Raw genomic sequence first — 16,566 nt, forward strand, 5'->3', positions numbered from 1 at the left:
CCGTAAGCATGGGTGAACTCGCTTCGACTGTCCTCGCGGACGGCATCAACATCCTGGCGTCCAGCCAGGCAGCGGAAGAAGGCGGCGGGGGGCAGAGCAACTTCCTGCTCCCCAACGGCACCTTCTTCGCCGTGCTGATCATCTTCCTGATCACGCTCGGCGTGATCTGGAAATGGGTTGTGCCGCCGGTCAGCAAGGTCCTCGCCGAGCGTGAGACGATGCTCGCCAAGACCGCTGCGGACAGCCGTAAATCGGCCGAGCAGGTAGCGGCCGCACAGGCCGACTACGACCAGGCAATGGCCGGCGCACGCACCGAGGCTTCCGCGATTCGCGATGAGGCCCGGTCAGCCGGTCGTGAGGTGGTGGACGCCAAGCGGGCCGAGGCCAGCGGTGAGGTCGCTGAGACCCTCCGCCAGGCCAATGAGCAGCTGTCCCAACAGGGTTCGGCCACTCAAAGTGAGCTCGCCTCCTCGGTCGACGGACTGTCGGCCACCCTGGCCAGCCGCATCCTCGGCGTCGACGTGAAATCGGGACGGAACAAGTAGATGTCGATTTTCATCGGGCAGCTGATCGGCTTCGCCGTGATCGCCTACATCCTGTGGCGCTATGTGGTGCCGCCGGTGAAGACGCTCATGGCCAAGCAGCAGGACGCCGTCCGCACCGCTCTGGCCGAGAGTGCCGAGGCAGCACAGCGGCTCGCCGACGCCGACGCCATGCACGCCAAGGCGCTGGCTGATGCCGCCGCCGAGTCCTCGAAGGTCACCGAGGAGGCCCGCCAGGACTCTGTGCGGATCACCGCCTCGCTGGCCGAGCAGGCCGGGGTTGACGCCGAGCGCATCAAAGCCCAGGGCGCACAACAGGTTCAGCTGGCACGCCAGCAGCTGGTCCGGCAGCTGCGCCAGGGCCTCGGTGACGAGGCCGTCGTGAAGGCGGGTGACCTGGTGCGCGGCCACGTGGCCGATCCCTCGGCGCAGGCCGCAACGGTCGACCGCTTCCTGGCCGATCTGGCTGCGATGGCGCCGTCCACGGTGGTCATCGACACCGCTGCGACCGCCGGTCTGCGGGCCGCCAGTCGTGCGGCGGTGGCGACGCTGACCGGTGAGTTCGACACTGTCGCAGCAGGCCTGGACGCCGACGGGTTGACCGCGCTGGCCGGCAATCTGGCTGCGGTGGCCCGTCTGCTGATCACCCAGGGTGCGCTCAACAAACACCTCGCCGAGCCGTCCGACTCGGCCGACGCCAAGATCGCATTGGTGGACCGGCTGCTGAACGGCAAGATCGGTGAGCCCGCGCTCGCTCTGGTCCGCACCGCCGTCGCGCAGCGCTGGTCGGCCGAGGCCGACCTGGTCGACGGTATCGAGTACACCGCACGGCTGGCGTTGCTGCAGCGTGCGCAGGTCGACGGTGAGGTCGACGACGTGGAGGACCAGCTTTTCCGGTTCGGTCGTGTTCTGGACGCCGAGCCCCGGCTGTCCGCCCTGCTCAGTGACTACACGACGCCGGCTGAGGGCCGAGTTGCGTTGCTGGACAAGGTTCTCGGCACCGCGAACGGCACCGCCCGGGCGCTGCTGGCGCAGACCGTCGGACTGCTGCGCGGTGAGCGCGCCGACCAGGCGGTCATCGACCTGGCCGAGCTCGCCGTGGCGCGACGCGGTGAGCTCGTCGCCCATGTGACGGCCGCCGCCGATCTGACTGCGGCCCAGCATGCCCGGTTGGCTGAGGTGCTCACCGGCATCTACGGCCACCCGGTCGCCATCCAGCTGCATGTCGATCCGAACCTGCTCGGCGGTCTCACGATCGCCGTCGGCGACGAGGTGATCGACGGCTCCATCGCGTCACGACTGGCTGCCGCCCAAACCGGCCTGCCGGACTGACACCCCACGAACCCCCAGAAAACCCAAGGTAGGAAGACGAAAAACCATGGCAGAGTTGACAATCTCGGCTGCTGATATCGAAGGTGCCATCGAGGACTACGTATCCTCGTTTTCCGCCGCCACCGAGCGCGAAGAGATCGGCACCGTCGTCGACGCCGGTGACGGCATCGCCCACGTCGAGGGCCTGCCCTCGGTGATGACGCAGGAGCTGCTGGAATTCCCGGGCGGCGTCCTGGGCGTGGCCCTGAACCTCGACGAGCACAGCGTCGGCACGGTGATCCTGGGTGAGTTCGAGAAGATCGAAGAGGGCCAGCAGGTCAAGCGGACCGGCGAGGTGCTCTCGGTGCCCGTCGGCGACGCCTTCCTGGGTCGCGTCGTCAACCCGCTGGGCCAGCCGATCGACGGCCAGGGTGACATCGCCGCCGAGTCCCGCCGCGCTCTCGAGCTGCAGGCGCCCTCGGTGGTGCAGCGTCAGGGCGTCGGCGAGCCGCTGCAGACCGGTATCAAGGCCATCGACGCCATGACCCCGATCGGCCGCGGACAGCGCCAGCTGATCATCGGTGACCGTAAGACCGGCAAGACCGCGGTCTGCGTCGACACCATCCTCAACCAGCGCGAGGCGTGGGAGACCGGCGATCCCAAGCAGCAGGTGCGCTGCGTGTACGTCGCGATCGGCCAGAAGGGCACCACCATCGCCAGCGTCAAGCGGGCGCTGGAAGAGGGCGGCGCGATGGAGTACACCACCATCGTCGCGGCCCCGGCCTCCGACCCCGCCGGCTTCAAATGGCTGGCGCCCTACACCGGTTCGGCCATCGGGCAGCACTGGATGTACGACGGCAAGCACGTGCTGATCGTGTTCGACGATCTCTCCAAGCAGGCCGACGCCTACCGCGCCATCTCGCTGCTGCTGCGTCGCCCGCCGGGCCGCGAGGCGTTCCCCGGTGACGTGTTCTACCTGCACTCCCGGTTGCTGGAGCGTTGCGCGAAGCTCTCCGACGAGCTCGGTGGCGGTTCGATGACCGGGCTGCCGATCATCGAGACCAAGGCCAACGACATCTCGGCGTTCATCCCGACCAACGTCATCTCCATCACCGACGGCCAGTGCTTCCTGGAGTCCGACCTGTTCAACCAGGGTGTGCGACCGGCCGTCAACGTCGGTGTGTCGGTGTCCCGCGTCGGTGGCGCCGCGCAGATCAAGGCCATGAAAGAGGTCGCCGGTTCGCTGCGTCTGGATCTGTCGCAGTACCGCGAGCTGGAGGCCTTCGCGGCCTTCGCCTCCGACCTGGACGCCGCATCCAAGGCCCAGCTGGACCGTGGTGTGCGCCTGGTCGAGCTGCTCAAGCAGGCGCAGTACAGCCCGCTGGCGGTCGAGGATCAGGTCGTGTCGATCTTCCTCGGCACCCAGGGCCATCTGGATTCGGTTCCGGCCGAGGATGTCTCGCGCTTCGTCGACGAGTTCCTGGAGCACGTGAAGGCCAGCCACTCCGAGATCCTCACCGGGATCAAGGAGTCCAAGAAGCTCTCCGAGGAGGCCGAGGAGAACCTGGTCAAGGTGATCAACGACTTCAAGAAGGGCTTCTCGGCGACCGACGGCAGCTCGGTGGTCGTCAAGGACGCCGAGGCCGAAGCACTGGACCCCGAGGACCTGGAGAAGGAATCGGTCAAGGTCCGCAAGCCGGCTCCCAAGAAGGCCTAGGTAACCCATGGCAGCCACACTTCGCGAGCTACGCGGACGTATCAAATCCGCCTCGTCGATCAAGAAGATCACGAAGGCACAGGAGCTGATCGCCACGTCGCGGATCGCCAAGGCGCAGGCCCGGGTCGACGCGGCCCGGCCCTACGCCACCGAGATCACCAACATGCTCACCGAGCTCGCCGGTGCCAGCGCGCTGGATCACCCGCTGCTCGTCGAGCGGGAGAACCCCAAGCGGGCCGGTGTCCTGGTGGTGTCCTCGGACCGCGGCCTGTGCGGTGGCTACAACGCCAACGTGCTGCGCCGCGCCGAGGAGCTGTTCTCGCTGCTCCGTGAGGAGGGCAAGAAGCCGGTTCTCTACGTCGTCGGTCGAAAGGCCTTGGGCTACTACAGCTTCCGGCAGCGTGCCGTGGCCGAGTCCTGGACCGGCTTCTCGGAGCGGCCGGACTACGAGCACGCCAAGGACATCGCCGAGACCCTGGTGGCGGCCTTCCAGTCCGGTGCGGACGACGACGGCGACGACGCGGGTGCCGACGGCATCCTCGGCGTCGACGAACTGCACATCGTGTCGACCGAATTCCGGTCCATGCTGTCGCAGACAGCGGTGGCCCTGCGGATCGCGCCGATGGTCGTCGAGTACGTCGGCGTGCAGGAGACCGGACCGCACACCCTGTATTCGTTCGAGCCCAGCGCCGAGAACCTGTTCGATGCGCTGCTGCCGCGGTACATCGCGACCCGCGTGTACGCCGCGCTGCTGGAGGCGGCGGCTTCGGAGTCGGCGTCGCGCCGGCGCGCCATGAAGTCGGCCACCGACAACGCCGACGATCTAATCAAGGCGCTCACGTTGGCGGCCAACCGTGAACGTCAGGCGCAGATCACTCAGGAAATCAGCGAAATCGTCGGTGGCGCCAACGCGCTCGCCGACGCCAAGTAGGCCTCGTAGGAAAGCGAAGAAGAATATGACTGCTACCGCAGAAAAGACCGCAGGCCGGGTCGTGCGAATCACGGGCCCCGTGGTCGACGTGGAGTTCCCGCGCGGCTCCGTACCCGAACTGTTCAACGCACTGCACGCCGAGATCACCTATGGCGCGCTGGCCAAGACCCTCACCCTCGAGGTGGCCCAGCACCTCGGTGACAACTTGGTGCGCACCATCTCGATGCAGCCCACCGACGGCCTGGTACGCGGCACCGAGGTGTCCGACACCGGTGCCTCGATCTCGGTGCCCGTCGGTGACGGCGTCAAGGGCCACGTGTTCAACGCCCTCGGCGACTGCCTCGACGAGCCGGGCTACGGCAAGGACTTCGACCACTGGTCGATCCACCGCAAGCCGCCGGCCTTCGCCGACCTGGAGCCCCGCACCGAGATGCTGGAGACCGGTCTGAAGGTCGTCGACCTGCTCACCCCGTATGTGCGCGGCGGCAAGATCGCCCTGTTCGGTGGTGCCGGCGTCGGCAAGACCGTGCTGATCCAGGAGATGATCAACCGTATCGCCCGCAACTTCGGTGGCACCTCGGTGTTCGCCGGCGTGGGGGAGCGCACCCGTGAGGGCAATGACCTCTGGGTCGAGCTCGCGGATGCCAACGTGCTCAAGGACACCGCCTTGGTGTTCGGCCAGATGGACGAGCCGCCGGGCACGCGTATGCGCGTGGCCCTGTCCGCGCTGACCATGGCGGAGTACTTCCGCGATGAGCAGGGCCAGGACGTGCTGCTGTTCATCGACAACATCTTCCGGTTTACCCAGGCCGGTTCCGAGGTGTCGACCCTGCTCGGTCGTATGCCCTCGGCCGTGGGTTACCAGCCGACGCTGGCGGACGAGATGGGTGAACTCCAGGAGCGGATCACCTCGACCCGTGGTCGCTCGATCACCTCGATGCAGGCCGTGTACGTGCCCGCCGACGACTACACCGACCCGGCGCCGGCAACCACGTTCGCCCACCTGGATGCCACCACCGAGCTCTCTCGTGCGGTGTTCTCCAAGGGCATCTTCCCCGCGGTGGATCCGCTGGCATCGTCCTCGACGATCCTGCACCCCAGCGTGGTCGGCGACGAGCACTACCGGGTCGCCCAGGAAGTCATCCGGATCCTGCAGCGCTACAAGGATCTTCAGGACATCATCGCGATCCTCGGTATCGACGAGCTCTCCGAAGAGGACAAGGTCCTGGTGTACCGGGCCCGTAAGATCGAGCGCTTCCTGAGCCAGAACATGATGGCCGCCGAGCAGTTCACCGGTCAGCCGGGTTCGACCGTGCCGCTCAAGGAGACCATCGAGGCCTTCGACAAGCTGGCCAAGGGCGAGTTCGACCACCTGCCCGAGCAGGCGTTCTTCCTCATCGGTGGTCTCGACGACCTGGCGAAGAAGGCCGAAAGCCTCGGCGCCAAGCTGTGATGCACGCGAAGAGCGGATTGGTGGTGTCCAATGGCTGAACTGGACGTCGAGATCGTCGCAGTCGAGCGCGCGCTGTGGTCGGGTAAGGCGACGTTCGTGTTCACCCGTACCACCGCTGGTGAGATCGGCATCCTGCCGCGGCACATCCCGCTGGTGGCTCAGCTGGTCGACGACGCCATGGTCCGGGTCGAGCGCGAGGGCGAGGACGATCTGCGTATCGCGATCGACGGCGGTTTCCTGTCGGTCTCCGAGACCGGGGTGAGCATCCTGGTCGAGAACGCCGAGTTCGAATCGGAAGTGGATGCCGACTCGGCAAAGCGGGATTCCGAATCCGACGACCCCGCCACCGCGGCGTGGGGGCGTGCTCGTCTGCGCGCCGTCGGGCAGCTCGACTAAAGGTCACGGCCGATGAGCGCGCTCATGTGGATCATGGTCGCGCTCATTGGTGTGCTGATGCTGGCGGTCGCCGCCCTGGTGTACCGATTGTGGAAGTTGCGACAGGTTGGTGGCACCGCCGCCATCCTGCGCGACTATCCCGCCGTCGGAGGGCAGGGTTGGCGGCACGGCGTCATGCGTTATCGCGGCGGCGAAGCCGGCTTCTACCGGTTGTCCAGCCTTCGTTGGTGGCCCGATCGGCGGCTCAGCCGATTGGCCTTGGAAGTGGTCGGTCGCCGTTCCCCCCGGGGGGACGAGTTCGACATCATGACCAAGGAAATCGTGATCCTGGAACTACGCGACTCCGGCCACGGCTACGAGGTCGCCCTCGACCGCGGCGCGCTCACCGCGTTCACCTCCTGGGTGGAGTCCCGCCCGTCCCGCCGCACTCGGCGTCGAACCGGCTAGCGATCCTCTTTCGGCTGGTCGGCCTGCCCGCCGCCGGGCTTCCACAGCACATCGCCATCCGGGTTGGCCGCTCGCGACATGATGAACAGCAGGTCCGAGAGCCGGTTGAGGTACTTGGCCGGCAGCACGTTCACCGAATCCCCGTACTCCTCGACCGCGGCCCACGCCGAGCGCTCGGCGCGGCGAGTGACCGTGCGTGCCACGTGCAGCAGGGCCGAGAGCGCGGTGCCGCCGGGCAGGATGAACGAGTTCAGCGGAGCCAGGCCCTCGTTGAACCGATCGCACCACCCTTCCAGCCGGTCGATGTACTCCTGCGGCACACGCAGCGGCGGGTACTCCGGGTTCTCCGCGACCGGGGTGGACAGATCGGCGCCGGCATCGAACAGATCGTTCTGGATCTGGCGGAGGACGGCCACGATCTCGGGGGCGGGACTGCCCAGGGCGATGGCCACACCGAGGGCGGCGTTCGCCTCGTCGCAATCGGCATATGCCTGCAATCGGGCGTCGTTCTTCGAGACGCGACTGAAATCACTGAGCCCGGTGCTCCCGTCGTCGCCGGTACGGGTATAGATGCGGGTCAGGTGCACGGCCATGGTTGAACCGTACCGGTCACAGCCGCATCGCAACCTGGCCACGCGTTCTGATTCTGGCCGCTGATCTGCTTACACTGGCCCGCGTGAGCGAGCGTTTCGTGGTGACCGGTGGTAGTCGGTTATCGGGCGAAGTCGCCGTCGGGGGAGCCAAGAACAGCGTCCTGAAGTTGATGGCCGCGTCCTTGCTGGCCGAGGGCACCAGCACCATCACCAACTGTCCGGACATCCTGGATGTGCCGTTGATGGCCGAGGTGCTGCGCGGCCTGGGGGCGACCGTCGAACTCGACGGCTCCACGGTCCGGATCGCGTCTCCGGACGAACCCAAATACGACGCCGACTTCGCCGCGGTCAGACAGTTCCGGGCCTCGGTGTGTGTGCTGGGTCCGCTGGTCGGGCGCGGTAAACGCGCCAAGGTGGCGTTGCCCGGTGGCGACGCGATCGGATCGCGGCCGCTGGACATGCACCAGGCGGGCCTGCGCCAACTCGGGGCCCGCTGCAATATCGAGCACGGCTGTGTCGTGGCCGAGGCCGATCATCTGCGCGGCGCCGAGATCCAGCTGGAGTTTCCCTCCGTGGGTGCGACCGAGAACATCCTGATGGCCGCGGTGTTGGCCGAGGGTGTGACGACGATCCACAACGCGGCCCGTGAACCCGATGTGGTCGACCTGTGCGACATGCTCAACCAGATGGGGGCACAGGTCCAAGGGGCCGGCTCGTCGACGCTGACGATCACCGGTGTGGACCGGCTCTATCCCACCGAACATCGCGTCATCGGTGACCGCATCGTCGCGGCCACCTGGGGGATCGCGGCGGCGATGACACGCGGCGACATCTCGGTCACGGGTGTGGACCCGGCCCACCTGCAGCTGGTGTTGCACAAGCTGCACGATGCGGGGGCGACGGTCACCCAACATGACAACGGCTTCCGGGTGGTGCAGTACGAACGGCCCAAAGCGGTCAATGTGGCGACGCTGCCGTTCCCGGGATTTCCCACCGATCTGCAGCCGATGGCGATCGGATTGGCGTGCATCGCGGAGGGGACCTCGATGATCACCGAGAACGTGTTCGAGGCGAGGTTCCGCTTCGTCGAGGAGATGATCCGGCTCGGTGCCGACGCGCGGACCGATGGTCACCATGCGGTGGTCCGTGGTCTGCCCCAGTTGTCGAGCGCTCCGGTGTGGGCGTCCGATATCCGGGCCGGGGCGGGCTTGGTGCTCGCCGGCCTCGTCGCCGACGGCGATACCGAGGTGCACGACGTCTACCACATCGATCGGGGCTACCCGTTGTTCGTCGAGAACCTGGCCAGCCTGGGCGCGGAGATCGAGCGGGTAAGCTGATCTGAGACGGGCGTACCACCGTCACAAGCCTCTGACCAGGGGATTTGACTTCGCGGCGGACGTGGATCTAATCTTTTGAAGTCGCCGCGGAAACGCGAGACAGAGAAGCTTGACTCGCCGGACAAGTTAGTTTAAGCTGGCAGGGTTGCCCCGAAACGGGTAGCTTCGACAAAATCAAGTCTGTTGTTTGAGAACTCAATAGTGTGTTTGGTGGTTTTTGTTTGTTGTTTTTTGGCCACTCGTTTTTGGGGGGATTCCCGTCTTCCTGAGTTTGGTGGGTGGCTGTTTTTTTGGATGCCAGTTTTGGTGTCTTTTGTTAGTGATCGGATTTTTCTGATTCGAATTCTGCCTGCGCCTTTGGGTGTGGGGGTTTTTGTTTGGAGAGTTTGATTCTGGCTCAGGACGAACGCTGGCGGCGTGCTTAACACATGCAAGTCGAACGGAAAGGCCCTTCGGGGTGCTCGAGTGGCGAACGGGTGAGTAACACGTGGGTGATCTGCCCTGCACTTTGGGATAAGCCTGGGAAACTGGGTCTAATACCGAATATGACCGCATTCTTCATGGGGTGTGGTGGAAAGCTTTTGCGGTGTGGGATGGGCCCGCGGCCTATCAGCTTGTTGGTGGGGTAATGGCCTACCAAGGCGACGACGGGTAGCCGGCCTGAGAGGGTGACCGGCCACACTGGGACTGAGATACGGCCCAGACTCCTACGGGAGGCAGCAGTGGGGAATATTGCACAATGGGCGCAAGCCTGATGCAGCGACGCCGCGTGAGGGATGACGGCCTTCGGGTTGTAAACCTCTTTCAGCACAGACGAAGCGCGAGTGACGGTATGTGCAGAAGAAGGACCGGCCAACTACGTGCCAGCAGCCGCGGTAATACGTAGGGTCCGAGCGTTGTCCGGAATTACTGGGCGTAAAGAGCTCGTAGGTGGTTTGTCGCGTTGTTCGTGAAAACTCACAGCTTAACTGTGGGCGTGCGGGCGATACGGGCAGACTTGAGTACTGCAGGGGAGACTGGAATTCCTGGTGTAGCGGTGGAATGCGCAGATATCAGGAGGAACACCGGTGGCGAAGGCGGGTCTCTGGGCAGTAACTGACGCTGAGGAGCGAAAGCGTGGGGAGCGAACAGGATTAGATACCCTGGTAGTCCACGCCGTAAACGGTGGGTACTAGGTGTGGGTTTCCTTCCTTGGGATCCGTGCCGTAGCTAACGCATTAAGTACCCCGCCTGGGGAGTACGGCCGCAAGGCTAAAACTCAAAGAAATTGACGGGGGCCCGCACAAGCGGCGGAGCATGTGGATTAATTCGATGCAACGCGAAGAACCTTACCTGGGTTTGACATGCACAGGACGCCAGTAGAGATATTGGTTCCCTTGTGGCCTGTGTGCAGGTGGTGCATGGCTGTCGTCAGCTCGTGTCGTGAGATGTTGGGTTAAGTCCCGCAACGAGCGCAACCCTTGTCCTATGTTGCCAGCGGGTTATGCCGGGGACTCGTAGGAGACTGCCGGGGTCAACTCGGAGGAAGGTGGGGATGACGTCAAGTCATCATGCCCCTTATGTCCAGGGCTTCACACATGCTACAATGGCCGGTACAAAGGGCTGCGATGCCGTGAGGTGGAGCGAATCCTTGTAAAGCCGGTCTCAGTTCGGATCGGGGTCTGCAACTCGACCCCGTGAAGTCGGAGTCGCTAGTAATCGCAGATCAGCAACGCTGCGGTGAATACGTTCCCGGGCCTTGTACACACCGCCCGTCACGTCATGAAAGTCGGTAACACCCGAAGCCGGTGGCCTAACCCTTGTGGAGGGAGCCGTCGAAGGTGGGATCGGCGATTGGGACGAAGTCGTAACAAGGTAGCCGTACCGGAAGGTGCGGCTGGATCACCTCCTTTCTAAGGAGCACCACGAGAACCAGGCCCGCCCACATCGTGTGGGAGTTCGGTGACCTTGGTCGATTCGTTGGATGGCCGGCCTCTGTAGTGGAGGTTGGTCTGGTGCACGACAAACTTCGGTCCCTTTTTCGGGGGCTAGAACTGCCAGACACACTATTGGGCTTTGAGACAACAGGCCCTGCGATGCCCGACCTTTTGGGGTGGGGTTGTCGGCCTTCGACCCGTTGGGGTTGGTGGTGTTTGTTGTTGCCCTGCTTTGGTGGTGGGGTGTGGTGTTTGATTTGTGGATAGTGGTTGCGAGCATCTTGCACGCAGAATGTGTGGCTGTTGGCCTTCGGGTTGGTGGTTTCATTGTTTTGTGTGTTGTGATGTGCAATTTCTTTTTTCTTTATTCTGGTTTTTTTGTGTTGTAAGTGTTTAAGGGCGCATGGTGGATGCCTTGGCATTGGGAGCCGATGAAGGACGTGGGAGGCTGCGTTATGCCTCGGGGAGCTGCCAACCGAGCGTGGATCCGAGGATGTCCGAATGGGGAAACCCAGCACGAGTGATGTCGTGTTACCCACACCTGAATATATAGGGTGTGGGGGGGAACGCGGGGAAGTGAAACATCTCAGTACCCGTAGGAAGAGAAAACAAAAGTGATTCCGTGAGTAGTGGCGAGCGAAAGCGGAGGATGGCTAAACCGTATGCATGTGATACCCGGCGGGGGTTGTGTGTGCGGGGTTGTGGGGCGTTTCTTCTCTCATCCGCCGATGAGGGCAACAGTGATAAAGGTGTGTGTTAGCGGAAGTGGTCTTGGGATGGCCTGCCGTAGACGGTGAGAGCCCGGTACGCGAAAATGTGCACCCTGTTGTGGAACTGTCCCCGAGTAGCAGCGGGCCCGTGAAATCTGCTGTGAATCTGCCGGGACCATCCGGTAAGCCTGAATACTTCCCAATGACCGATAGCGGATTAGTACCGTGAGGGAATGGTGAAAAGTACCCCGGGAGGGGAGTGAAATAGTACCTGAAACCGTGTGCCTACAATCCGTCAGAGCCCTCGACTTGTCGTGGGGTGATGGCGTGCCTTTTGAAGAATGAGCCTGCGAGTCAGGGACATGTCGCGAGGTTAACCCGTGTGGGGTAGCCGCAGCGAAAGCGAGTCTGAATAGGGCGTATCCAATCCGTAGGGGTTGGTGTAGTGGTGTGTTCTGGACCCGAAGCGGAGTGATCTACCCATGGCCAGGGTGAAGCGCGGGTAAGACCGCGTGGAGGCCCGAACCCACTTAGGTTGAAGACTGAGGGGATGAGTTGTGGGTAGGGGTGAAAGGCCAATCAAACTCCGTGATAGCTGGTTCTCCCCGAAATGCATTTAGGTGCAGCGTTGCGTGTTTCTTGCCGGAGGTAGAGCTACTGGATGGCCGATGGGCCTCACAAGGTTACTGACGTCAGCCAAACTCCGAATGCCGGTAAGTGTAAGCGTGGCAGTGAGACGGCGGGGGATAAGCTCCGTGCGTCGAGAGGGAAACAGCCCAGATCGCCGACTAAGGCCCCTAAGCGTGTGCTAAGTGGAAAAGGATGTGCAGTCGCGAAGACAACCAGGAGGTTGGCTTAGAAGCAGCCACCCTTGAAAGAGTGCGTAATAGCTCACTGGTCAAGTGATTGTGCGCCGATAATGTAGCGGGGCTCAAGCACACCGCCGAAGTCGCGGCATTCAACATTTGTTGGATGGGTAGGGGAGCGTCCTGCACCCAGTGAAGCAGCCTGGTAATGGAGCTGTGGAGGGTGTGGGAGTGAGAATGCAGGCATGAGTAGCGATAAGGCAAGTGAGAACCTTGCCCGCCGAAAGACCAAGGGTTCCTGGGGCAGGCCAGTCCGCCCAGGGTGAGTCGGGACCTAAGGCGAGGCCGACAGGCGTAGTCGATGGACAACGGGTTGATATTCCCGTACCCGTGTGTGCGCGCCCATGATGAATCAGAGGTACTAACCGCCCAAAATGTGCGTTACCGATCACCTTCGGGTGTGAGGATTGCACAGGCTGCGCGGGACCTTCTCTGGTAGTAGTCAAGCGATGGGGTGACGCAGGAAGGTAGCCGTACCAGTCAGTGGTAATACTGGGGCAAGCCGGTAGGGAGAGGCCTAGGTAAATCCGGGTCTCATGAATCCTGAGAGGTGATGCATAGCCGATTGAGGCGAATTCGGTGATCCTATGCTGCCGAGAAAAGCCTCTAGCGAGCTCACACACGGCCCGTACCCCAAACCAACACAGGTGGTCAGGTAGAGAATACTAAGGCGTACGAGTGAACTATGGTTAAGGAACTCGGCAAAATGCCCCCGTAACTTCGGGAGAAGGGGGACCTCCTACTGTCATGGTCTTTGCGGCCGGCAGCGGTGGGGGGTGGCACAAACCAGTGAGAAGCGACTGTTTACTAAAAACACAGGTCCGTGCGAAGTCGCAAGACGATGTATACGGACTGACGCCTGCCCGGTGCTGGAAGGTTAAGAGGACCCGTTAACTCGTAAGGGTGAAGCGGAGAATTTAAGCCCCAGTAAACGGCGGTGGTAACTATAACCATCCTAAGGTAGCGAAATTCCTTGTCGGGTAAGTTCCGACCTGCACGAATGGCGTAACGACTTCTCAACTGTCTCAACCATAGACTCGGCGAAATTGCACTACGAGTAAAGATGCTCGTTACGCGCGGCAGGACGAAAAGACCCCGGGACCTTCACTACAACTTGGTATTGGTGCTCGGTTCGGTTTGTGTAGGATAGGTGGGAGACTGTGAAGCATGCACGCCAGTGTGTGTGGAGTCATTGTTGAAATACCACTCTGACCGTATTGGGCCTCTAACCTCGAACCGTATATCCGGTTCAGGAACAGTGCCTGGTGGGTAGTTTAACTGGGGCGGTTGCCTCCTAAAATGTAACGGAGGCGCCCAAAGGTTCCCTCAACCTGGATGGCAATCAGGTGTTGAGTGTAAGTGCACAAGGGAGCTTGACTGCGAGACGGACATGTCGAGCAGGGACGAAAGTCGGGACTAGTGATCCGGCACCTCTGAATGGAAGGGGTGTCGCTCAACGGATAAAAGGTACCCCGGGGATAACAGGCTGATCTTCCCCAAGAGTCCATATCGACGGGATGGTTTGGCACCTCGATGTCGGCTCGTCGCATCCTGGGGCTGGAGCAGGTCCCAAGGGTTGGGCTGTTCGCCCATTAAAGCGGCACGCGAGCTGGGTTTAGAACGTCGTGAGACAGTTCGGTCTCTATCCGCCGCGCGCGTCAGAAGCTTGAGGAAACCTGTCCCTAGTACGAGAGGACCGGGACGGACGAACCTCTGGTTTACCAGTTGTCCCACCAGGGGCACGGCTGGATAGCTACGTTCGGACAGGATAACCGCTGAAAGCATCTAAGCGGGAAACCTCTTCCAAGACCAGGCTTCTCACCCTTTTAGAGGGATAAGGCCCCCCGCAGACCACGGGATTGATAGGCCAGACCTGTACACCTAGTAATAGGTTCAGGGAACTGGTACTAACCGGCCGAAAACTTACACACACCCCAACAAAAGTGGGGTAACAAATCAAAACCATGTGTAAGAAAAAAGACGCACAACACATTGCCCGCAACCACACAATATCCACAGCAGATCAAACAATATTTTGACTGCACCCCACCACCAAAACACACCCACAGATTTCCCCCTCAAGAAGGGGGTCACTGAAAAGTGAATAGAGTTACGGCGGCCATAGCGGTAGGGAAACGCCCGGACCCATCCCGAACCCGGAAGCTAAGCCTACCAGCGCCGATGATACTACCCTTTCGGGTGGAAAAGTAGGACACCGCCGAACACAATTTAAAGCCCTCGGCCCTCCAACCACAAAGTTGGAGGGCCGAGGCATTTGTGTATTGGGGCATTTTCGTCCCTGCCAAAACCCTCCGTACGTTTTCAGAACAGTGCCGGCGAATTCCTGCTCTTCTCCATTTCCAGGAGCGCCCTTTTCTTGTCCAATCCGCCGCCATAACCCGTGAGATTGCCATTGGCGCCGATCACTCGATGGCACGGCACGATGATGCCCACCGGATTATGACCATTGGCCAATCCCACTGCCCGGTATGCGGTGGGCGAGCCGATCTGCTCCGCGATTTCGCCGTATGACCGAGTTTCGCCGAAAGGAATGGTCAGCAGCGCCTGCCACACCTTGCGTTGGAATGCGGTCCCCATCAATTCGAGATCCAGGTCGAAATGCGTGCGAGTACCGGCGAAATAGGCATTCAACTGCTCCACCGCCTCGGGAAAGGCGTGTTCGTCGAGCTGCCACTCGGCGCGGTCCGGCTCGTACGTCTGATCCACCATACGAAGGTGCATCAATCGTCCGTCTCGCCCCGCCAACGTGAGCAGCCCCACGGGACTGCCGATCGAGCGGAACCTCATCATCGTTTCTCCTGTTGATTCTCGGTGGGCGGCCAGTCGTTGACGGCATGGTCCAATGCGGTCCACAGATGTTGGGTGGCGTAGGCACGCCAAGGTCGCCACCGCGTGCTGTGCGCGGTGAGGGCGGCCGCTGCGGCAGGCAGCCCGACAGACGCGGCTGCCGCCCTGACGCCGAGATCGGTGACGGGGAAGGCATCCGGGTCCCCGAGCCCACGCATCGCCACCACTTCGGCCGTCCACGGACCGATCCCCGGCAAGGCCAGCAGCTGAGCCCGGGCCCGGTTCCAGTCGACGCCGGCATCGAGCTCCACCTCGCCGGCGGCAAGGGCGGCCACCAGGGCGATGAGGGTTCGGCGTCGCGCCCCGGGCATGGCCAACCGGTGCGGGTCCATCTCGCTCAGTTGTTCCACCGAGGGGAACGTATGTGTCAGGGCGCCACCCGCATCTGCGATGGGCGTGCCGTACCGGACCGCAAGCCGGTGGGCATGCGTGCGCGCGGCCTTGAGGGACACCTGTTGCCCCAGAACCACCCGGATCGCGAGTTCGTCTTCGTCCACCGTGCGCGGTATGCGCTGCCCAGGTGCCTTGGCCACCAACGGAGCGAGGTGCGAGTCGGTGCTCAGCGCCTCCACCACGGCCGTGGGGTCGGCATCGAGATCGAGCAGCCGCCGGCAGCGGGCGATGGCCGCCGACAAGTCACGGAAGTCGTCGACCACGAGGCGGCAGCGGACATGGTCTGGTTGCGGTGTCAGGCTCACCACTGCTGACCCGAAGGCAAGGCGAAGCGTCCGGCGATAGGCACCGTCGCGGACCTCCTCGACGCCGGGTACCGCGCTGGCGGCCAGATGCCCGAACAGTCCTTCGAAGGCGAACGGCGTCCGGACCGGCAGCCGCAACGACAGCACATCGGAGGTGGCATGGTCCTCGCGGCCGAACCTGGTCCGCGCCCGTCGGCGCAAGTCGGTGGGGGTGAGGGCGCAGACCTCACGGACGGTGTCGTTGAACTGGCGGATGCTCGCGAACCCGGCGGCGAAGGCGACGTCCCCGAAGGGAAGGTCGGTCGTCTCGATGAGGATGCGCGCGGTCTGGGTGCGCTGCGCCCGGGCCAGCGCCAGCGGATTGGCGCCGACTTCGGCCTGGAGGAGCCGTTCCAACTGCCGGGTGGTGTAGCCGAGATGGGCCGCCAGTCCGGTGACGCCGGACCGATCGACGGTGCCGTCGGCGATCAGCCGCATGGCGCGGGCGACCACATCGCCGCGGACATTCCATTCCGGAGACCCCGGCGACGCATCGGGGCGGCACCGCTTACAGGCTCGGAAGCCCAAGCGCTGCGCGGCCGCCGCCGTCGGATGGAACTGGACGTTGCGGGCCAGTGGCGGGCGGACGGGGCAGCTTGGGCGGCAATAGATTCCAGTGGTGAGTACGGCGGTGACGAACCAGCCGTCGAAGCGGGCGTCCTTGGACTGGACGGCCCGGTAACAGCGGTCGAAATCGTCGTGCATGCCTTCAGCCTGACACGCACCCACCGACACTACTAGC

At 63.0% G+C, this 16,566-nt stretch carries 11 protein-coding genes and 3 rRNA genes; 11 read left to right on the top strand and 3 right to left on the bottom strand.

Features of this window, described 5'->3' with window-relative positions:
* Positions 1-8 precede the first annotated feature (8 nt).
* Genes QN239_RS10575 through QN239_RS10605 form a run of 7 tightly spaced genes read left to right on the top strand, consistent with a single transcriptional unit; the run spans position 9 to position 6,797 of the window.
* A complete protein-coding gene (locus tag QN239_RS10575; protein WP_499010119.1) occupies positions 9-545 on the top strand; it encodes a F0F1 ATP synthase subunit B in 537 nt (178 codons plus the stop codon).
* Positions 546-1,874 carry a F0F1 ATP synthase subunit B/delta gene (locus QN239_RS10580; RefSeq protein WP_499010121.1) on the top strand — a complete coding sequence of 443 codons (1,329 nt, stop codon included), beginning with the start codon at positions 546-548 and terminating at the stop codon, positions 1,872-1,874. It abuts the gene before it with no gap.
* 46 nt (positions 1,875-1,920) lie between these two features.
* Positions 1,921-3,570, top strand: a complete 1,650-nt coding sequence (gene atpA / locus QN239_RS10585; RefSeq protein WP_090363885.1) for a F0F1 ATP synthase subunit alpha — start codon at positions 1,921-1,923, stop codon at positions 3,568-3,570.
* Between the two features lie 7 nt (positions 3,571-3,577).
* Positions 3,578-4,501 carry a F0F1 ATP synthase subunit gamma gene (locus QN239_RS10590; RefSeq protein WP_499010123.1) on the top strand — a complete coding sequence of 308 codons (924 nt, stop codon included), beginning with the start codon at positions 3,578-3,580 and terminating at the stop codon, positions 4,499-4,501.
* A gap of 25 nt (positions 4,502-4,526) precedes the next feature.
* Positions 4,527-5,954 carry a F0F1 ATP synthase subunit beta gene (gene atpD / locus QN239_RS10595; RefSeq protein ID WP_090363882.1) on the top strand — a complete coding sequence of 476 codons (1,428 nt, stop codon included), beginning with the start codon at positions 4,527-4,529 and terminating at the stop codon, positions 5,952-5,954.
* Positions 5,955-5,984: 30 nt separating this feature from the next.
* Positions 5,985-6,350: a F0F1 ATP synthase subunit epsilon gene (locus tag QN239_RS10600; RefSeq protein ID WP_090363880.1), complete on the top strand. Its 366-nt coding sequence runs from the start codon at positions 5,985-5,987 to the stop codon at positions 6,348-6,350.
* A 12-nt stretch (positions 6,351-6,362) separates the two neighbouring features.
* Positions 6,363-6,797: a DUF2550 domain-containing protein gene (locus QN239_RS10605; RefSeq protein WP_499010126.1), complete on the top strand. Its 435-nt coding sequence runs from the start codon at positions 6,363-6,365 to the stop codon at positions 6,795-6,797.
* Here QN239_RS10605 and QN239_RS10610 read toward each other — a convergent pair.
* Positions 6,794-7,390 (bottom strand): cob(I)yrinic acid a,c-diamide adenosyltransferase, encoded by a 597-nt coding sequence (locus tag QN239_RS10610; protein ID WP_090363879.1) that lies wholly within the window; start codon positions 7,388-7,390, stop codon positions 6,794-6,796. The two genes, QN239_RS10605 and QN239_RS10610, sit on opposite strands and share 4 nt — an antisense overlap.
* A gap of 83 nt (positions 7,391-7,473) precedes the next feature.
* On the opposite strand from QN239_RS10610, the gene murA reads away from it, so the two are divergent.
* From murA to rrf, 4 genes are all read left to right on the top strand, one after another.
* Positions 7,474-8,727 (top strand): UDP-N-acetylglucosamine 1-carboxyvinyltransferase, encoded by a 1,254-nt coding sequence (murA, locus tag QN239_RS10615; RefSeq protein WP_090363877.1) that lies wholly within the window; start codon positions 7,474-7,476, stop codon positions 8,725-8,727.
* Between the two features lie 374 nt (positions 8,728-9,101).
* Positions 9,102-10,619, top strand: a 16S ribosomal RNA gene (locus QN239_RS10620).
* 407 nt (positions 10,620-11,026) lie between these two features.
* Positions 11,027-14,150 (top strand): 23S ribosomal RNA (locus QN239_RS10625).
* Positions 14,151-14,330: 180 nt separating this feature from the next.
* Positions 14,331-14,443 (top strand): 5S ribosomal RNA (rrf, locus tag QN239_RS10630).
* Together the 16S, 23S and 5S rRNA genes form the textbook arrangement of a ribosomal RNA operon.
* A gap of 98 nt (positions 14,444-14,541) precedes the next feature.
* Here the strand turns inward: rrf and QN239_RS10635 are convergent.
* The gene (locus QN239_RS10635) at positions 14,542-15,030 is read right to left on the bottom strand and encodes a methylated-DNA--[protein]-cysteine S-methyltransferase (protein WP_499010128.1); all 489 of its coding nucleotides are present in this window, start codon (positions 15,028-15,030) and stop codon (positions 14,542-14,544) included.
* Positions 15,027-16,529 (bottom strand): AlkA N-terminal domain-containing protein, encoded by a 1,503-nt coding sequence (locus tag QN239_RS10640; protein ID WP_499010130.1) that lies wholly within the window; start codon positions 16,527-16,529, stop codon positions 15,027-15,029. Before QN239_RS10640 ends, QN239_RS10635 begins: the two co-directional genes overlap by 4 nt.
* Between the last annotated feature and the right edge of the window lie 37 nt (positions 16,530-16,566).

Source organism: Mycolicibacterium sp. Y3 (genome assembly GCF_051188035.1).
Classification (GTDB): domain Bacteria; phylum Actinomycetota; class Actinomycetes; order Mycobacteriales; family Mycobacteriaceae; genus Mycobacterium; species Mycobacterium fluoranthenivorans.